General features: G+C 61.2%; 12 protein-coding genes. 1 reads left to right on the plus strand and 11 read right to left on the minus strand.

Annotated elements, in window-relative coordinates; all coding sequences use genetic code 11:
- Window positions 1-90: 90 nt before the first annotated feature.
- The 9 genes from BOP96_RS19105 to BOP96_RS19145 form a co-directional block, all read right to left on the minus strand.
- A complete protein-coding gene (locus BOP96_RS19105; protein ID WP_038450072.1) occupies window positions 91-3198 on the minus strand; it encodes an autotransporter outer membrane beta-barrel domain-containing protein in 3108 nt (1035 codons plus the stop codon).
- A 205-nt stretch (window positions 3199-3403) separates the two neighbouring features.
- Window positions 3404-6361, minus strand: a complete 2958-nt coding sequence (gene eprS, locus BOP96_RS19110; RefSeq protein ID WP_020301487.1) for an autotransporter serine peptidase EprS — start codon at window positions 6359-6361, stop codon at window positions 3404-3406.
- A gap of 142 nt (window positions 6362-6503) precedes the next feature.
- A complete protein-coding gene (locus BOP96_RS19115; RefSeq protein WP_073453699.1) occupies window positions 6504-7844 on the minus strand; it encodes a TolC family outer membrane protein in 1341 nt (446 codons plus the stop codon).
- 2 nt (window positions 7845-7846) lie between these two features.
- Window positions 7847-9160 (minus strand): HlyD family type I secretion periplasmic adaptor subunit, encoded by a 1314-nt coding sequence (locus BOP96_RS19120; protein WP_014718407.1) that lies wholly within the window; start codon window positions 9158-9160, stop codon window positions 7847-7849.
- Window positions 9157-10908: a type I secretion system permease/ATPase gene (locus BOP96_RS19125; RefSeq protein WP_073453701.1), complete on the minus strand. Its 1752-nt coding sequence runs from the start codon at window positions 10906-10908 to the stop codon at window positions 9157-9159. Before BOP96_RS19125 ends, BOP96_RS19120 begins: the two co-directional genes overlap by 4 nt.
- A 100-nt stretch (window positions 10909-11008) precedes the next feature.
- Window positions 11009-11377 carry an AprI/Inh family metalloprotease inhibitor gene (locus BOP96_RS19130; protein WP_014718405.1) on the minus strand — a complete coding sequence of 123 codons (369 nt, stop codon included), beginning with the start codon at window positions 11375-11377 and terminating at the stop codon, window positions 11009-11011.
- A gap of 48 nt (window positions 11378-11425) precedes the next feature.
- A complete protein-coding gene (locus tag BOP96_RS19135; RefSeq protein ID WP_014718404.1) occupies window positions 11426-12859 on the minus strand; it encodes a serralysin family metalloprotease in 1434 nt (477 codons plus the stop codon).
- Between the two features lie 369 nt (window positions 12860-13228).
- Window positions 13229-14332, minus strand: coding sequence for a DmpA family aminopeptidase (locus BOP96_RS19140; protein WP_019820089.1), 1104 nt, complete (start codon window positions 14330-14332; stop codon window positions 13229-13231).
- 9 nt (window positions 14333-14341) lie between these two features.
- Complete coding sequence (locus tag BOP96_RS19145) at window positions 14342-15706, minus strand: APC family permease (RefSeq protein ID WP_014718402.1); 1365 nt, start codon at window positions 15704-15706, stop codon at window positions 14342-14344.
- Window positions 15707-15905: 199 nt separating this feature from the next.
- On the opposite strand from BOP96_RS19145, the gene BOP96_RS19150 reads away from it, so the two are divergent.
- Window positions 15906-16691, plus strand: coding sequence for a helix-turn-helix transcriptional regulator (locus BOP96_RS19150; protein WP_014718401.1), 786 nt, complete (start codon window positions 15906-15908; stop codon window positions 16689-16691).
- A 2-nt stretch (window positions 16692-16693) separates the two neighbouring features.
- Here BOP96_RS19150 and BOP96_RS19155 read toward each other — a convergent pair whose 3' ends face one another.
- Together BOP96_RS19155 and BOP96_RS19160 are read right to left on the minus strand one after the other, a co-directional pair.
- Window positions 16694-17161 carry a M10 family metallopeptidase C-terminal domain-containing protein gene (locus BOP96_RS19155; protein ID WP_019820090.1) on the minus strand — a complete coding sequence of 156 codons (468 nt, stop codon included), beginning with the start codon at window positions 17159-17161 and terminating at the stop codon, window positions 16694-16696.
- A 189-nt stretch (window positions 17162-17350) separates the two neighbouring features.
- Window positions 17351-18430 carry a polyamine ABC transporter substrate-binding protein gene (locus BOP96_RS19160; protein ID WP_073453703.1) on the minus strand — a complete coding sequence of 360 codons (1080 nt, stop codon included), beginning with the start codon at window positions 18428-18430 and terminating at the stop codon, window positions 17351-17353.
- Window positions 18431-18477: the final 47 nt, after the last annotated feature.

Genomic DNA, 18477 nt, shown 5'->3' on the forward strand with positions numbered 1-18477 from the left:
CAAAACACCTGTTATCCGTTACCACCTGTAGGAGCGAGCTTGTGTGGCGAGGGAGCTTGCTCCCTCGCCACAACCCACTGCATCTGGCCTTTAGAACGCCCAGTCCAGGCTCAAGCCGACGCCGTGCACCTTCTCCTTGCTGGCCAGCAAGCCGTTGTAATCGAAGTTCACCCGCGCATCCTTGCTCAATGCCAGGCTGACCCGTGCTCCGACCAACGCGGCATCGCGCACCATTGGCGCACTTTCCACCGTGAACGACGGGCCGCCCGAGGCAAACGCCAGGTGCTGCTCCGAATCGGTGCTGCTCAGGTTGTGCTGCCAGCCCAGGGTGCCGGAGACTTCCAGTTGCTGATGGTCGTTGATATTGAAGGTCTTCAAGGCACGCATACCCAGGGTGCTGAGCACCAGGTCACGGCTGTCGTCGCCACTTCTCAGCGCGGCGGCGTCGCCCTTCTCTTTGAAGCTGTCAGTGTCCAGGTGCACGTAGGCCAGATTGGCGAACGGCTCCAGGGCCAGCGGTTGCAGGTTGATACGGTACGCCGCCTCCGTGAATACCTGGGTGCTGTGGGCATCGACCTTGGCTTTTTGCTTGCCGCTGACGTCGCCGTATTGCAGGTCGCGTTTGACATCGGCGCGGTGCCAGCTGTAGGTCGCGCCGCCACTCAGGCGCCAGGCGCCGATTTCATGCCCGGCATAGGCGCCGAAATGATAGCTGTCGACCGAGGCGCGGCTGTGGGTGCCGCTGCCCATGTTCAGCGACGTGTCGCTGTAGCCGGCCACCAGGCCGATGCGTGTGGCCTCATCGAGGGCGCCGTCCACACCGGCGAGCATGCCGCCGATAGAGGTGGTGTAGCCCGCCGTGTCGTTGCGGCTGTCGGTCTTGCCCCATGCACCCAGTGCCTTGACCCACACGTTGCCACGGCTGTCGATGGCTTGGCTGGTAGCGCCCATCTCGCCATTGCGCAGGCGTTCGCCCACCGCTTCGCGTACGTAGCGGCTGTCATTGACCAGTGCGGTTTCCAGCGCCGGGTATACCTCCCCGCTCAGTTGCTGGAACGCGCCTTGAGCCGAAGCGGCCGTGGGTGCCAGCAGCAAGCTTTCATACACGCCATTGCCTGCGCCCAATTGCTCGGCGGCGGCGGCCACGGCGCGCTGGTTCGGCGTAGCCGCCACGCTGGCGAAGCTGTTAGTGCGTGCCACATCCAGCTGCACACCGTTGGCGGCGTAGTTCAAGGTGCCGCCGACAAACAGGTAATTGGGCACCACTGCCGCGAAGCTACCGGTGACGCCGCCTGCCGCTTGCAGGATGTTGTACTGACGGCCGATCAGGCTTTGGGCCTGGGTGGCGCTCAGCAAGGTCGGGCTGTTTTCCAGGGCAAGAGTCACGGTGCCGCCGTTGAGGGTGGCCGTGCCGCCGGCGACGATGCGATCGCTGCTGGTGGGCGACAGTTCTACCGCGTAGGTCGAACCCGGTTCAAAGTTGACGTTGCCCGCCACGTTCAAGGTGCCGATGGAATTGCCCGGCGCCACGGTGCCGCCGCTTTTCGCGCTCAGCGAACCGATACGCCCCGAACCACCGACCACACCGCTCTGGCTGACGGTAACGTCGGAGGTGACCGAACCGTTGATTGCCAGCAAGCCCTGGTTGACCAGCGTCGGCCCGCTGTAAGTATTGGCGCCGGTGAGCACCAAGGTACCGATGCCTTGCTTGGTCAGGCCGCCATGGCCCGAGATGTCGTTGCTCCACACATCCCGCCCGCAGTGCAGGTCATCGCACACACGCTGGGTGGGTTTGCCGGCATCCACCACCGCGCCGACACCCGGCAGGTCCGCGACGAACTGGCCGCTGCCGTAGGCGCCGTCGATACGGAACTCGGCCGGGATATCCTCAGCGGTGATAAACATCCCGGGGCCGTTGACCGCCTTGCCCAGGTTGATCATGCCCCAGCCATACAGCGAATCGATGCCCGGCGCGCCGAGGTCGGTGGCGGTGGTCTTGAGCACGGTGGAGATCTGGTCGCCGCTCATGTATTGGAAGCGCTCCATCAGCACCGCTGCGGCGCCTGCCACGTGAGGTGCGGCCATGGAAGTGCCATTTTTGTTGGCCCAGTCGGTAGTGAGGTTGCTCAGGTCGGTACCGTTGATGATCGAACTGTAGATCTTGGTGCCGGGTGCCGACACGCAAAAGCTCGCCGCATAGCCACAACGCGAGGAGAAAGTACTGATCACATACGGATCGGGGCTTGCCGTATTCGGGTTCTGCTGGAGGGCCGCGACGGACAGCCAGTTAGGCGCGATCTCTGGCACAAAATACGCAAGGCCGGAAATCGCATCCGGGTTGTTGAGGTTGTAGTCATTGCCTGCAGCAAAGATGGTCAGCACACCGCTGCGGGCCGCGTCGATGGCGCCTTGGTACGCGCCACCTGCTAGGGTGCCAAGGATCGGCCTGATGGTATTGAACTGCGCCTGGGCTTCGTTGACGGTGAAATTGGGGAACGCCGGATCGCGGCCGCCCTTGGCGTACTGATCACCGATGCCGATGCCCCAGCTGTTGTTGATGATACGCGCGCCACTGGCGACCAGCCCATCCCAGCCGGCCTTGTACACGGCGCCGTCGTTGCCGAGGATGATCCCGTCTTCCGGGCCCGGGTCACCGTTTTCGGCGGTGAGGATTTGTGCGTTGAATGCCACGCCGTGCATCGGCCCGCCATCGCGGTTACCGGCCGCAATGCCGCCGACATGGGTGCCGTGGTTACCCAGCTTGCCGTTGGAGTCCTTGGACGGCGTGCCGTCGTAGCGGAACGCGTCGCCGGCCTTCACTGGGATATACGGGTCGGTGTATTGGCGAATGCCCTCGGTGACAATCGTCACCACCTTGTCGGGGCTGGCAAACTCCGGGTGCTGGGCGTACACCGGCTGGTCGAAGATCCCCAGTTTGACGCCCTTGCCGGTATAGCCAGCCGCATAGGCGGTGTCGGCGTGCACGGCGCCCAGGCCCCAGTCGGCCTTGAACTCATTGCTGCGCCAGCTGGCGGCGTCGCCCAGTTTGCCGGTTTCCACATAGGGTGCAGCCTGGGCGGTCCCCAGGCTTGCCAGGCAACACAGCAACGCGCCGTATGGCACGCAGCTCAGCGCCTTGAGCGGATAGCCCGGGCCTGTGTGGATGGCGGTAGTTAACCCTGACTTGCGTTTTTTCACGGTGACCTTCCTTAGTTTTCTTATTGCACGTGTGTAAATCACTTTCTCCAGAACACCGCCGCTGATCATTCCCACGCTCCGCGTGGAAATGCGGCCCCGGACGCTCTGCGTCCCAAAGCGTGACGCGGAGCGTCACAGGAGGCGTTACCACGCGGAGCGTGGGAACGATCAGCGGAGCGTGGGAACGATCAGGTTCGCGGTGTCTTCAGAACTGCCAGTTCAGGCTCAAGCCCACGCCCTGGGTTTTCGCGCGCCCACCCAGCTGGCCGTTGTAATCCAGGTTGACCCGCGTCGACGCATTCAACGCCAGGCTGGCCTGCACGCCCACCAGGGCAGCATCGCGCAGCAATGGCGCACTGCGCACCGCAAATGAAGGCCCGCCGGCGACAAACGCCAGGTGTTCCTCTGACTCCACCGCCGTCAGGCTGTGTTGCCAGCCCAACGAACCGGACAGGTCCAGTTGCTGGTGGTCATTGAGGGCCAGAGTTTTCAGGGCGCGCACACCGAGGGTGCTGAGCACCGCATCACGCCGGTCGCTGCCGCGTTCCAGGGCAGCGGCATCACCTTTTTCGTGGAAGGACTCGCTGTTCAGATGCACATAGGCCAGGTTGGCGAACGGCTCCAGGGCCACCGCTTGCAGGCGGATGCGGTACGCGGCTTCGGTGAAGACTTGCGCCGTGGTCGCGTCCAGCTTGGTTTTTTGCTTGCCGCTGACATCCCCCCATTGCAGGTCGCGCTTCACGTCGCCGCGATGCCAGCTGTAGGCACCGCCGACGCTCAGGCGCCAATCACCCAGCTCGCGCCCGGCGTACGCGCCAAAGTGGTAGCTGTCGATGGACGCCGATGAATGGGTACCGCTGCCCATGTTCAAGGAGCTGTCGCTGTAGCCGGCAACCACACCCACGCGGGTCTGCTCATCCAGCGCGCCGTCCACACCCGCCAACAGGCCGCCGATGGAGGTGGTGGACCCCGCCGTTTCAGTGCGGCTATCAGTCTTGCCCCAGGCGCCCAGTGCTTTGAACCACAGGTTGCTTTCACCGGCCACTGGCACATGGCGCAGGCGCTCGCCCACGGCATTACGCAGTTGCAGGCTGTCGTTGATCAACATCGCACCCACGGCGGGGTAGATTTCCCCGGACAGTTGTTGCAAGCCCTGCTGGGCCACGGCAACCGATTGCGACTGCAGCAGGCTTTCATACACCGGGTTGCCGGCGCCCAATTGCTCGGCGGCAGCCGCAACGTTTCGCTGGTTGCGGGTCGCGCCGACGCTGGCGAAGCTGGCGTCGTTGCGCCCCACGTTCAGTTGCACGGCATTGGCGGCGTAGTCGAGGGTGCCACCGAGGAACAGGTAGTTGGGCAGCACTTGCCCGAACTGGCCCTGAATGCCACCCGCCGCCTCGAGAATCGAGTACTGCCGGCCAATCAGGCTGTGGGCCTGGCTCTGGCTGAGCAAGGTCGGGCTGTTTTCCAGCGCCAGCGTGACGGTGCCGCCGCCAAGAATCGCCTGGCCACCGGCGACAATGCGGTCACTGCTGGTGGGCGTCAGCTCCACGGCATAGGTCGAGCCGGCGCCGAGGTTTACGTCCCCTGCCACTTGCAAGGTGCCCACGGAATTGCCCGGCGCCACACGGCCGCCGTTGTTTACCGACAACGCGGCGATACGCCCGGAACCGCCGAGGGTGCCGCTGTCATTCACCGTCACTGCTGAAGTCAGCGAGCCATTGACCGCCAACAGACCGCCGTTGACCAGGGTCGCACCGCGATAGGTGCTGTCGCCGCTGAGCACCAGGCTACCGGCACCGGCCTTGATCAGGCTGCCCTCGTACACACGCTGGGCCGCCGCTTGGTCGCGGGCACTGCCGATGGCGTAATCAGTCTGGTCCTGCTGGCTGGCAGAGGCACCCACGCCGTTTTGCCAACCCTTGTCGATCAGGGTTTGCTGCCAGGCCGTGTGCTCGGCGCGGTCCTCGGCCTGGCGCTGGATGAGCGCCTGGTCGGAGATGCCATTGCTCCACACATCGCCCTGCCCGGCGGCCAGGTTGACCTCCATGGGCCCGAGCAGTTGCCCAGGACCGTGCATCGCCCGGCCCAGGTCAGGCACGCCCCAACCGACAATGGCGTTGGGCGCCTGGGTGATCGAGCCGTCGAGCTGGGTGGCGGTGGTCAGCAGCACCTGCAAGGCTTGCTCGTTGGTCATGTAGGGATAACGTTCCATCACCAGCGCCAACGCGCCGGTGGCATGGGGCGCTGACATCGAGGTGCCGGACTTCACCCCATACCCCCCGTCAGGAATGGTGCTGTTGATCAGCGCGCCGGGGGTAGAAATACACCAGTACTTGGCGACGCCGCATTTGTTGTATTTCTGGTTATTGGCCTTATCCAACCCCGACACGGCCAGCCAGTGGCCTTCCAGTTCCGGCTGGAAATACGGCAAGGCCGAGCGCACGCTGGCGTTGGCATAGCCGCTGTTGCCGGCGCTGAACACGTTGATCACACCGGCCTTGGCCACGTCCGCGGCCGCGTCCAGCCAGGTGCCACGGTTGTAATGCTGGGCGTACGCCGCATGCATGTTGTCCAGGGTCTGGTAGCTGACGTCCTTGGGCTGGCTGCCCCAGCTGTTGTTGATGGCGCGCACGCCGGAATCCACCAGTGCGGTGTACACGGTCTTGAAGTATTTGGGGTCTGGCGTGGGGCCGAACAGGAAGCTGTCGTTGGCGTTGGTGTTGCCCACATAGACCTGCGCGTTGTAAGCAACGCCATGCATACCCACGCCGTCGCGGGCGGCGCCCATGGTGCCGGTGACGTGGGTGCCGTGGGAATCATTGTTCGGGTTGAGCGCGCCCGTGGTGCTGAAGGCGCTGCCATCGACATAGGTGCCCGTGGCGGTGACCGGGTGAAAACGGTCTTTGGAAGCTTCCGGGTGATTGGTATCGAACCCTGAGTCCAGCGCACCGATTTTCACGCCTTGGCCGCTGATCCCGGCGGCGTAGGCTTCATCGGCCTTCATGCGGCCCAGTCCCCAGTCGCTCTGGTACTCGGCGGAGCGCCAACTGGCGGGGTTACCCGGTTGGCCGGTCTCGGTGTATTGCGCCTGTGCCGCAACGGACAGCAAGAGCAAGGAACCTGCGGTGAAGGGTTTGAAACGTGGTGAATCGGTGATCATGTGCACACTCCCTATTATTGTTATTCCCTGCCCTGTGGCGAGGGAGCTTGCTCCCGCTGGAGTGCGAAGCGCTCCCTAAAAAAGCCGGCTCCAGCTTCGCTGTCGAGCGGGAGCAAGCTCCCTCGCCACAAAATACGCGCTCCTACAGTTTTCCATCCGGGCCGAAGGCTTCGTCCACTTTGGCCAAGTCGGTGTCACGCAAGTTGCCCGCGTAGTAGTGCAATTTGGTCCAGGCCATCAAGTAGTCATAACGCGCCTGGGCCAGGTCGCGGCGGGTGCTGTACAGCTGCTGTTCGGCGTTCAAGGCATCGAGGTTGACGCGCTCGCCGCCGAGAATGCTCTGCTTGGTCGACACCACCAGCGCCTCGGCGGATGCCAGCGCTTTCTGATAGGCGCGCAACTTACTCACGCCCGACAGGCACGCACTGAACTGGCGACGCAATTCGATCAGGGTTTCCCGGGTCTTGCCTTCCAGCTCGTACTCCGCCTGCTCCATCGCGCGGCTGGCCTGGCGGGTGGAGGCCGAGATACCGCCACCGGCATACAGCGGCATGCTCACTTCGACGCCGATGGTGTTGGTGTCGTAGCGCTGGTTATAGGTGTTGCCGCTGTCGGACTCCTGCTTGCGCGAGGTGGCATACGCGGTGATTCTGGGCAAATGCCCGGCACGGTTGCGTTCCACTTCATAGCGCGCCACTTCCAGGGACTGGCGCTGCGAAGCCAGCACAGGGTTGTTGGTCAGCGCCAACTCATGCCAGGTGTCGTAGTTGGCCGGGGTCAGGGTGAACGCGGCAAAGCTCTGGTTCAGCGGTGCCAGGTCGTTGATGTTGACGCTTTGCACACCGATCAATGCGCCCAACTCCCGGAGCGAGGCGTCCTGCTCATCCAGGGCCTGGATCTCTTCGGCGGTGGCCAACTCGTAGCGCGACTCGGCTTCAAGGATATCGGTGCGGGTGCCCTCGCCTTGCTGGAACAAATGCCGGTTCTGCTGGAACTGTTGTTCGAACGCCTTCTTCTTGGCCCTGGCGATGTCGATCTGGTCCTGGGCAAACAGCGCCTGGGTGTAATAGCTCAACACCCGCACCAGCAACGCCTGGCTCTTGTCGCGAAAGCTTTCATCGGCGAACAGCGCCTGGGCCACGCCCTTGCGGTAGTTGGCATAGGCTTCGTAGTCGAATAACGGCTGTTGCAGGCTGAAGGTCGAGCCATAGCTGTTGTAGTTACGGTCGTCGCGGTAACTGCCGCCGCGCCCGTCGGGCAGGTGCGCTTCGGAATTGTTGCGGCCCTTGTTGTAGTTGTAGGACAGCCGCGGCAGCAAGCCGGCACGGCCAATGGTGCGGTTTTCCAGGCCCGCGTCGCGCTCCTTGATGGCGCCGAGGAACACCGGGTCGTTGCGCAGCGCCTGCTCGTACACATCGAAGGGCCCCATCGCGGCCTGGGCACTGCCACACATCAGCAACAGCGAAATGAACACTGGCTTCATGCTCATTCCTCAGTCAACGCAGAGCCGGCGCGGTCCAGCAGCGGCTTGAACAGATAGTTGAGCAGCGAACGCTCGCCGGTGCGCACGAACATCTCGGCGGGCATGCCGGGCTTGATCACCAGGCCGTTGAGTTTTTCCATCGCCGCCTCGCTGACGCTGGTGCGCAGCACGTAGTACGGCGCACCGGTCTTTTCATCGAGCATCTGGTCGGCGGAGATCAGGCTGACTTCGCCCGGCACCCGTGGCGTGCGGCTTTGGTTGAAGGCGGTGAAGAGGATGTCGACAGGCAAGTGTGTGCCGACCTTGTCCACCAAATGCACCGGCAGGTGCCCTTCCACTTCCAGGCGTGTGCCCTGGGGCACGATCTCCAACAGGGTTTCACCGGCACGCACCACGGCGCCTTCGGTGTGCACGCTGAGGTTGACCGCGATGCCATCGGCCGGCGCATTGATCTCGCTGTGTTGCAGGTTGAAGCCGGCGGAGGTCAGTTGCTGTTCAAGGGTCAGGCTGCGCAGTTGCGCGTCGGCCAATTGGCTGCGCACCTCTTTTTGATATTCCTCGCTGTGCTGCTGCAATTTGAGCCGCGACTCAACAATGCCCTGCTCTATCCGGCCGCTTTCACCGGCGTTTTGCGCCAGGTCCTGCTGCACCTGGGATAACTGGCGCTGGTAGTCCATCAGGCGGTTGCGCGGGATGTAGCCGTTGTCGGCCAAGGGTTGCAGGTTGCTCAGTTGCGCGCGCAGAGATTGGGCCTGGGCGGTCAAGTCACTGCGGGCACGGCGCATACCACTTAGCTGAGAGTTGGCGCCCTCGATGCTGGCGCGGATCCCGGCTTGTTCACGGGCAAACGCGTCGCGACGGCTGCTGAACAGTTGGCGCTGACCTTCTAGCACCAGCATCAAGGCCGGATCGGGGTTGGCACTCAGTTCTGCAGGAAAGGTGATGCTGGAGAGGTTGTCACGCTCGCTCTGCCAGCGCGCCACGCTGGCCCAGGCCATGCGGTACTGGGCTTGCAGCGATTGCACATCGGCCTGGTTCTGGGTCTGGTCGAGACGAAACAGCGGCTGGCCTTGCTTGACCAACTCGCCCTCTTTCACCAGGATGCGGCTGACCACGCCGGGGCTGAAGGTTTGTACCGCCTTGCGCTTGCCAGACACCACCACGGTGCCTTGGACCGGAATGCCTTGGTCCAACGGTGCGAGGCTGGCCCAGAGGAAAAACCCACCGGCACCGACAATGGTCATCACCCAGCCCATTTTTACGAAAAAGCCGGCATCGCGTTCTTTGATTTGAGGTTCAACAGTAAGGCTGCTCATGCGCCTGGATTCCTTCCGGCCTGGTAGTGACGGCTGAAGCTGACACCGGTTTTTTCTTTCGGCGCTTCCTGCTGCCCGGACAACGCCCGCAGCACCTCCTGACTGGGCCCGAACGCTTGCAGTTGGCCTTCGCCGAGCACTAGCAACTTATCGGCCTGGGCCAATGCCGAGGAACGATGGGTGACCAGCACCACGCTGCTGCCCTGGGCTTTCATCTGCATGATGGCGCTGGCCAATGCGGCTTCGCCGACGGTGTCGAGGTTGGAGTTGGGTTCGTCCAGCACGATCAGGCGCGGCCCGCCGTACAGGGCGCGGGCCAGGGCCACGCGTTGTTTCTGGCCGCCGGACAAGCCACCGCCGTTGTCGCCCAGCACGGTGTCGTAGCCATGGGGCAGGCGCAGGATCAGTTCATGCACGCCGGCCTGTTGCGCGGCCTTGACCACCAGTTCCGGGTCGGCCTCGCGAAAGCGCGCGATGTTGTCGGCGATGCTGCCACTAAACAGCTCGATGTCCTGGGGCAAATAGCCGATATGCGGGCCGAGGTCGTCGCGGTTCCAGCGGTGAATATCCGCGCCGTCCAGGCGTACGGTACCGGCCAGGGTTGGCCACACGCCCACCAGCACGCGAGCCAGGGTGGACTTACCGGAACCGGACGCGCCGAGCACGCCCAGCACTTCACCGGCAGCCAGGTTAAAGCTGACCTGATGCAGGGTCGCCATGCGCCGCCCCGGCGGGCCGGCGCTGACCTGTTCGAAACTGACTTGGCCGTTGGGCGCAGGCAAGGCCATGTGCTCGACCTCTGGCGGGAATTCGCGCAGCAGTTCGTCGAGGCGCTGATAGGCCAGCTTGGCCGAACTCCATTGCTTCCACACTGCAATCAGTTGGTCGATGGGGCTGAGTACGCGGCCCATCAAGATGGAGCCTGCGATCATCATGCCGGCGGTCATGTCGCCCTTGATCACCAGGTAGGCGCCCAGGCCCAGCACCAGAGATTGCAGGCACAGGCGCAAGGATTTGCTTAAGGAGGTGATGATCGAACCGGTGTCGCTGGCCTGGTTCTGCAAGCCCAGGAACTGCGAATGCACGCCAAACCAGCGTTGGCGCAGCGCACCGAGCATGCCCATGGCCTGGATGGTTTCGGCGTTGTGCAAATGGCTGGTGGCCAGTTGGGTGGACTGCTGCGAATAACCGCTGGCCTCGCCCAATGGCTTTTTGGTCAGGTATTCGTTAAGGCACGCCAGGCCAATCAACAGCACCGCGCCGGCCGTGGCCAGCACGCCGAGCCACACATTGAACAGGAAAATCACGAACAGGTAGATCGGGAACCAGGGCGCATCGAAAAACGCGAACAGCGCTGGCCCCGTGATGAATTGGCGCAGAGCGGTCAGGTCGCCCAAGGATTGCCCGGCGTGCCCTTGGCCGCGCTGCAGGTTGCGTTCGAACGCGGCTTTGTACACGCGCAAGTTGAAACGTCGCTCCAACTGGCTGCCAATGCGGATCACGATAAAGCTGCGCACCACTTCCAGCAGGCCGATAAATGCAAAGAAGCCCACGACCATCAGCGTCAACATCACCAGGGTGGTTTCATTCTGGGAGGACAACACCCGGTCATACACTTGCAGCATGTAAATCGAGGGCACCAGCATTAATAGGTTAATCAATGCCGTGAAACAGCCAACGCTGATCAAAATACTCTTGTATTCACCCAACGCCCTGAATAAGGGCGCCACCCCATGGGACTTCGCCATATTAATTGTTTTTCCTTGCAGCGAATTACGCAAAAGGGTCACCCCTACCAAGTAGGGTACGGCCGCCTAACAAATCGAGTTATATGCTTATAACTTTTAATTAAAGTTTTCGTTGCAGCCTTACAACTTCGCCTGCTTTAGTGCGGGCTTGATAGTCGCCCTCTTTCTGGCGATTCAAATGGGTGATCCCTGAGCCTTCAGCGTTAAACAGCCAAATACCATCCGGGGTGGGCGACCACGTCAGCGGCTTGTCGCCCAGCCATTGCTCGGCACAGGCGATATCGCCCTCCAGGGCGTTGGCTTGCTCCACTAACTTGAGCGCGCACACCTGATCCTGCTGCTTCAGCTCCCACTGCCCGGCAAGCTGCGCGGAGGTGGGTAATACAAGACTGCTAGCCATTGCGTGGGCTCCTGCCGACACGAACAACACCTGCACAACACAGGCGATCAAATGGGAAAAACGTGGCATATCCAACTCCAGCCTGGAGCGCGGCGCCGAAGCACCGCGCGCTTTACATCAGGCTACGATGTCACTGGCAGCCGCCTGGCCAACGGTGGTGACGAGGAAATCCGCCACGCCGTGCCCGGAGAAGTCCACCGCCAAGGTGCCCAGGTTGGTACCTGAGGCATAGGTCAGTACAGCATCGCCGGCATGCCCGGTAAAGGCGTTGACGAAGGTCACGCCCGCACCCTTGGTGATACCGGACAGGTCGATCTTGTCCGAACCAGAGGTGAAGTCGAAGATCTTGTCCGCAGCCCCTGGCCTGGAGTCGGAACTGGCACCGTACACGAAAGTGTCGCTGCCAGTGCCGCCCCACAGCTGGTCCGCACCGCCGCCGCCGTAGATGAGGTCGTTGCCGGCCCCGCCCTTGATGGTGTTGGCGACTTGGTTACCAATGATCAGGTCGTTGCCCGAACCGCCGAACGCGTTCTCGATGGTGACGCCCTTGGCGATGGATACATTGCCCACCAGGCCGCCCACATCAGAGAACGAGGTGGCAGTGAGGTTGATCTTCTGGTTCTGGGTAAAACCGGAGAAGTCCAGGGTGTCGTTGCCGCCACCGTCCCATACCGAGAACACCAGCTTGTCGGCATTGGAACTGGCGCTGAGGAAATCACGCCCGGTGTTGGAGTTGAACCCGTAGGTGGTGTCCGTGGCGCGGGTGCTGAGGTTGGCACCGTAGAGCTTCTGGATCGCGGCGATGTCGTCGATCAGCGGGCCGGAAGCGTAAGCCTCGACACCGCCTTTGCTGAAGTTCTGGTTGGTGTTGCTCTCGCTCCAGTAACTCATGAGGCTATAGCCACGCGTGTCCTGTCCATAGGTGGCGTCGTTATAGGTCGGGTTGCCGTTCCCGGCGTTGTAGTCGCCAGGGTGAGCCAGGCCCAGGGTGTGGCCGATTTCGTGGGTCAGGGTCTGCCGGCCATAGTTGTTCAGGTCCGGGGTCTTGTTCGGCGTGTAGCTGTTGTTGGTCAGGTACCACGAGGTGCCATCGTAGCCCGCACCGGTGCCGGGCAGGTAAGCGAAAGCCGCGGCGCCGTCCTGGCCGCTGCTGTAGTTGCCGAAGGTCATGTGGCCGTCACCGCCGGAAGCCTTTTCAGTAAAGGTCACGTTGGCGACATCCGCCCAGGATTGCATGGCCAGTGCGGCCTGTGCTTTCTGCTGGGTGTTGAATTGGCTGAACCCCGAGATGCCATGTTTGTTCATGGTGCTCTGGGTAGCCGAGGTGAGGAAGGTGTAGGTCAGATCGATCTTGCCGTTGCCATCAAAGTCCCGGTACGCAGCACCATCCCGCAGCAGCTGGGTCGCTGCCTGGTCTACGGTGTAGGACGGTTTGCCATTGACCGTGAGGTTGCCGCCACGGTCATACAAATGGCTGAAGCTATCGATTTGCGAGTAAGCAGTGCTGGCTTGCGCGGCAGATACAATAGCTTTGTCTTTTACTTTTGACATAAACGTACTTCCTTGTTTGCAAGTGCATCAGTCTTTGTTCGATAGGAACCTCGCGGGCGAGGATAGTCCTATCACTCACCTCTTTTGAAGGCGTAAGAAAACTGACACAACTTGAAATCTTTCGTCTACATCTATTTCCATCGCACACTTGTGACGCAGGTTCAAGTTGAAGAAGTCGCACGCAGTGTTTATTGGGGGCCGTTGCGTTTGTGTGGCCGAATCGGCGCACACCACTATTTAAATATTAAATACAAGTAAAGCCACTCTAAGTGAGCGGCCCACTTGATTAATGGATCCAATATATTGTCACGGTGTCATTAGCAACATTAAAGAGCCACTATTCGCACTATTAAAGTGCGCTGTCCCCCATTACCGGGACATACTCCAGCCACACTGTTGCATGGCTGCCAAGAGGGTTTCGCCAGCCAGGCCCGGCACCTTGACGCCGTCTTGAGTGGTCATGTCTTCACCTGCCAGAATGGCATTGATGATCGCCTCCTCCACCGCCTCTGCCGCCGCGCTGAACAGCGGCGAAATATGGTCGTTGTTGACCATCTGCAACCCGGTGCTGAGCGGCAGGTCCTTGCGCCCATAGTCGGCCGGCGGCAAATCACGGTTACCGGTGGCAAACGCCAGGAACAGGTCGCCGCTGGAATCCTCGGTGCCGCCACCGGTGCGCGCAATGCCAATGGACGCGCGCTGTGCCAGGCGCTGGCATTGGTGCGGCAGCAAGGGGGCGTCCGTGGCGATGATCACCACGATGGAGCCCATGCCGGGAGTGCCACGCTCGGCAAAGGGCGAAGCAATGTCCGTCAAATGACGGCCCACCGGGTAACCATCGACCCGCAGCTCCTGGCGCTTGCCATGGTTGGCCTGCACCAGTACGCCCACGGTCCAGCCGCCCTGCTCCGTTGGCAAGCGCCGTGACGCAGTGCCGATGCCGCCCTTGAACTCGTGGCAAATCATGCCGGTGCCACCGCCTACCGCGCCTTCCTGCACCGGGCCGCTTTCAGCCTGGTCCAGGGCCTGGCGCACATGCTCAGGGCGAACATGCTGGCCCCAGATGTCGTTGAGCAGGCCGTCATAAGTTTCCATGACCACCGGCATGCACCAGTACACCGCCGGGTCCGCCAGACGCTCGCGCTCCAGGGCGATCAGGCTGTCGCGCACCACCCCGATACTGTGGGTGTTGGTAATGGCCATCGGCGTGGTCAGCAGCCCCGCCTCGCTGATCCATTCAAGCCCCGTGGCGTCGCCATTGCCGTTGAGCACGTGATAGCCGGCAAAACACGGTTGATGTCGCGCTTCCCCGGCACGCGGCTGGATCAGCGTAACGCCGGTGCGCACCTGCTTGCCGTCGACCTGTGCCTTGAGCGTGGCATGACCGACGCGAACCCCGGGAACATCGGTGATGGCATTCAATTCGCCGGGCATGCCCAGCCCCAACGTGATGCCCAATTGACGTGCACGCATACCCACTCCTTACAATTTCTGAAACGCCGGACTCAACCGGCCACTGATGCAATACAAAATCACCGACAGGGCCAGCAAGCCGATGATGATCATGATGTCGCGTACCGAGGCCTCCAGGATCAAGGTGACCAGCAGGTAACCGGCACCCAGTACCGCCAGCAATGCCGGCAGCGGCCATAACGGCATGCGATAGGGATGCTCGCGATCACGCAACAGCACCCGGCTCATCAGCGCGCTCAGCGCCACCACCAGGTACACCAGCATGATCAGCAGCACGCTGAATGAGGTCAGGTCGGCCAGGTTAGAACTGAAGCTCAACAGCGCCGAGGGTATCGCCAGGAACAGCGTCGCCAGCCACGGTGAGTCCCAGCGCGGGTGAATACGCGTGAACAGCTTGTTGATGCCAGGTGTCCACAACGCATCGCGGCCGCTGCTGAACACCACCCGGCCAATCTGGATCACGATGGCAACGATGGCGTTGAACACCGACAGGAAGATCCCGGCGCTCACCAACCGCGACAGGGTTTCATTGCCATGGCTGGTCAACAGGTAGCCGATCGGGTCGGGGCTGCTGATCATCTCGCTCAGGGACGGCGCGCCGATCAACAGCGCGGTGATCGGCACCAACTCAATCACCACCACCAACCCCAACGACCAGAGCACCGCCTTGTGCACGCCCTTGCCGCCGCACTTCATGTCTTCGGCCAGCAACACCGCCGGGCCGTAGCCGTTGAACGAGAACAGGCCGATGCCGACGGCGCCGATCACCAGCGCCCAGGGCGCCAGGTGCAACACGCCGTTTTCGACGATTTGCGGCTGCAGCAACACACTGGCCGGCTGCACCGGATTACCGAAGCCGATCACCACAATCACCAGTAACGCCGCCACTTCCAATAGCAGGCAGGTGCCGGTGATCCAGGCGTTGAGCTTGATATTGAGGATGCCCAGGGCGTAGCTGCATACCACGATCACCAGGGCGACAGTTTGCGCGTCGAATGTCGTGCCCAGAGCGTTATTCAGATAAGTCGCCGCACCGGTCGCCAATACCGGCGGAATAAACAGCAACATCACCAGAACCGTCAGGAAGGTGGCGTAACCGGCCATGCCACCAAACACGCGCTTGGCATACACGTACTCGCCACCGGCGCTGTTATGGGCGCGGCCGAGCTCGGCGTAACAGAAGGCAAACATCAACGCGAGCAACGCCGCCATCACAAACGCCAGGAACACGCCACTGCCCGCCTGCTGGATGGCAAACGGGGCGATCACGAAGACGGAACTGGCCGGCGTTACCGCTGAAACGGTAATGGCCACTACATCGAAGACGCTCAGGGTGGGCTTGAGCACGCCATCGGGCGCGGGGGAAGCACTCATATCGTTATCCTCTGTCGTTGTTTTTGGTGTGAGGCAGAAACGAAACATGATTTTTCCTCGGGATATGCTTCCCGTTGGACAGTGACGACGTTATCGGCTGGCGGGGCTGTCGGCCAATTCCCCTATTGGCGTACTCCCCTTGACGGTGCCCCCCAGAAGCCTAACCCTTGGCCGATCATTTGAGGGTGGGGATGTTGAGATGAACCTGTTCCGGGAAATCGGTATGCACGCGGGGTTGGGCCGCACCCTGTCTCAGATCGGCACCGAACGGTTCTGGAAGCAATTGGTGCTGTTATTGCACCAATGCCTGCCCTTCGATAATGCTCTGGCGATTTTCTACCCGCTGGATGGCCCGCCCCAGGCCCTGGAAGAGTACGACGCCCAGCCCAGCAGCAAGCCGGCGTCGATGCTGGTGTACCTCAACGGCTTGTACCTGCTCGACCCGTTTTACCAGGCCTGCCGCGAAAACTACGCCAGCGGCGTATACCGCCTGGAGGAAGTGGCGCCGGACCATTTTCGCCAGAGTGAGTACTTCCTCAATTATTTCCATGACAATGTGCTGGAAGACGAAGTGCAATTGATCCTGCAATTGCCTGGCGCCGGCACCCTGTCGTTGTCACTGGGCATGCAACGGCGCTTCAGCTTTGAAGAAACCGGGCTGTTGACCACGCTGTCGGCCTGGGTGTTGCCGCTCATGCAGCAGCATTGGCAGCAAAGCACCGAGCGGGCACCGGCCATGGACAGCCAGATTCGCGATGCCCTGAGTCATTTCGGCAGCGGTGTACTGTCGGACCGCGAACTGGAAATCGCCCGGCTGGTGTTGCGGGGCTTCTCCTCCAAGGCCATGGCCGAACGCCTGAAGATCTCGCCGGACACCGTCAAGGTGCACCGCAGGCATTTGTACGCCAAGCTGGACATTTCGTCGCAACCCGAGTTGTTTTCGTTATTCATTCAGTCGTTGGGGCATGACTTGGAGAATCCATAGGCTTAGTCCGAATGAAAGAAATTAATATGCTGCGGCAAAAGATTTACGCCATCAACGCGTATAGAAAAGTTCGGCCCTTCAGGGTTGACCTTGATAGTCAAAGTGCTCACGCCAAACTCATGAGTCAGTTGCACATCCCCCACTTCCACGGGCGGGCCTGGCTGAATATTAATAGCTGAGATATTGTGGTCTTTTAATACCCCGGCCACATCGATTTCATCCTCCTTGGGGTTGAAATTCAACAGGGTGTCAGGGTCATCGCTAAGGGAGTCGGTACTTTTTTCATATTTGAATGTGTTTTCACCCTGGCGCCCCACCAGCTGGTCGCCACCGCCACCGCCGATGAGGACCGAGGGCTCGCCACGCCTGGCTTCGAGGCGCTCACGCTGGTCTGTGCCGCGCAAGGTGGGCGGGCTGTTTTCCGGGTGGGTCCACGTGCCGCCAGTGGGAAGGCTTTGTATGGAAGACATATAAGTCACCTGTCAGATCATGAGTGTATGTGAAAGTGTTACGCGTTGCGGATTGAAATCTCTCACGCAGGCAATAACACTTTCCACTCCAAATAATTGACATCACATGTCTTAACTATGACGTGATTATTTATCCCACCCAGTACCGATGACTTATCGGCCTTCCTGGTGGCGCTGTTTTCCTGTTATTTAACGCCCCGTACGAATGGTATTCCAAACCCGAGTACGCACCCGGTCGATGTTCAACGGCATGGCTTGCAGTGCAAATAACTTGCCCATCATTTCCGCACTTGGATACACCTTGGTATCGGCCTTGATCGCCGGGTCTACCAGGCTGTCGGCCGCCGCGTTGCCGTTAGCGTAATGCACGTAGTTGGTGATACTCGCCATCACGTCCGGGCGCAGCAGGTAGTTCATGAACGCATAGCCGGCTTTGTCATTCGGTGCGTCGACGGGCATGGCGACCATGTCGAACCAGATTGCCGCGCCTTCCTTGGGAACGTTGTAGCCGATATTCACGCCGTTTTTGGCTTCTTTGGCGCGGCTTTCGGCCTGCAGGATGTCGCCGGAGAAACCGACGGCGACACAGATGTCACCATTGGCCAGATCGGCGGTGTATTTCGAGGAATGGAAATACGCCACGTAAGGTCGCACTTTCATCAGCAAGGCCTCGGCCTTCTTGTAGTCTTCGGCTTTTTTGCTGTGGTGCGGCAAGCCCAGGTAATTCAGCGCGGCTGGCAGCAGTTCGGGGCCGTTGTCGAGAATGGCGACGCCGCATTTTTGCAGCTTGGCCATGTTTTCCGGTTTGAAGATCAAGTCCCAGGAATCCACCGGGGCGTTGTCGCCGAGTACCGCCTTGACCTTGTCGATGTTGTAGCCGATACCGGTGCTGCCCCACAGATACGGAAAGCCGTGGGCATTGCCGGGGTCGTTGTCTTCCAGGGCCTTGAGCAGCACGGGGTTGAGATTTTTCCAGTTGGGCAACTGGCTCCTGTCGAGTTTTTTCAGGGCGCCGCCCTGGATCTGTCGCGCCATGAAATGGTTGGAGGGGAACACCACGTCATAGCCCGATTTACCGGTCATCAGCTTGCCGTCGAGGGTTTCGTTGCTGTCGTACACGTCATAGGTGAAACCGATGCCAGTGTCTTTCTGGAAATTCCTGGTGGTGTCCGGCGCGATGTAGTCCGACCAGTTATAGATCTTCACGGTCTCGGCGGCCTGGCTGATAGAGGCCACCAACATCAAGGGCAACAGGGCAATGGCTTTCATGGTTCGATTTCCTGGCGGTTTTAGGGCTGTTTTTATGGCAGGCGATC

It is taken from the genome of Pseudomonas sp. FSL W5-0203 (assembly GCF_001896155.1).
Classification (GTDB): Bacteria; Pseudomonadota; Gammaproteobacteria; order Pseudomonadales; family Pseudomonadaceae; genus Aquipseudomonas; species Aquipseudomonas paracarnis.

Excerpts from the sequence above, each read along its gene's own strand:
- BOP96_RS19155 (WP_019820090.1), bottom strand. The coding sequence starts at position 17,161 with ATGTCTTCCATACAAAGCCTTCCCACTGGCGGCACGTGGACCCACCCG.
- eprS (WP_020301487.1), bottom strand. The coding sequence starts at position 6,361 with ATGATCACCGATTCACCACGTTTCAAACCCTTCACCGCAGGTTCCTTG.
- BOP96_RS19160 (WP_073453703.1), bottom strand. The coding sequence starts at position 18,430 with ATGAAAGCCATTGCCCTGTTGCCCTTGATGTTGGTGGCCTCTATCAGC.
- BOP96_RS19120 (WP_014718407.1), bottom strand. The coding sequence starts at position 9,160 with ATGAGCAGCCTTACTGTTGAACCTCAAATCAAAGAACGCGATGCCGGC.
- BOP96_RS19125 (WP_073453701.1), bottom strand. The coding sequence starts at position 10,908 with ATGGCGAAGTCCCATGGGGTGGCGCCCTTATTCAGGGCGTTGGGTGAA.
- BOP96_RS19150 (WP_014718401.1), top strand. The coding sequence starts at position 15,906 with ATGAACCTGTTCCGGGAAATCGGTATGCACGCGGGGTTGGGCCGCACC.
- BOP96_RS19140 (WP_019820089.1), bottom strand. The coding sequence starts at position 14,332 with ATGCGTGCACGTCAATTGGGCATCACGTTGGGGCTGGGCATGCCCGGC.
- BOP96_RS19130 (WP_014718405.1), bottom strand. The coding sequence starts at position 11,377 with ATGCCACGTTTTTCCCATTTGATCGCCTGTGTTGTGCAGGTGTTGTTC.
- BOP96_RS19135 (WP_014718404.1), bottom strand. The coding sequence starts at position 12,859 with ATGTCAAAAGTAAAAGACAAAGCTATTGTATCTGCCGCGCAAGCCAGC.
- BOP96_RS19145 (WP_014718402.1), bottom strand. The coding sequence starts at position 15,706 with ATGAGTGCTTCCCCCGCGCCCGATGGCGTGCTCAAGCCCACCCTGAGC.
- BOP96_RS19115 (WP_073453699.1), bottom strand. The coding sequence starts at position 7,844 with ATGAAGCCAGTGTTCATTTCGCTGTTGCTGATGTGTGGCAGTGCCCAG.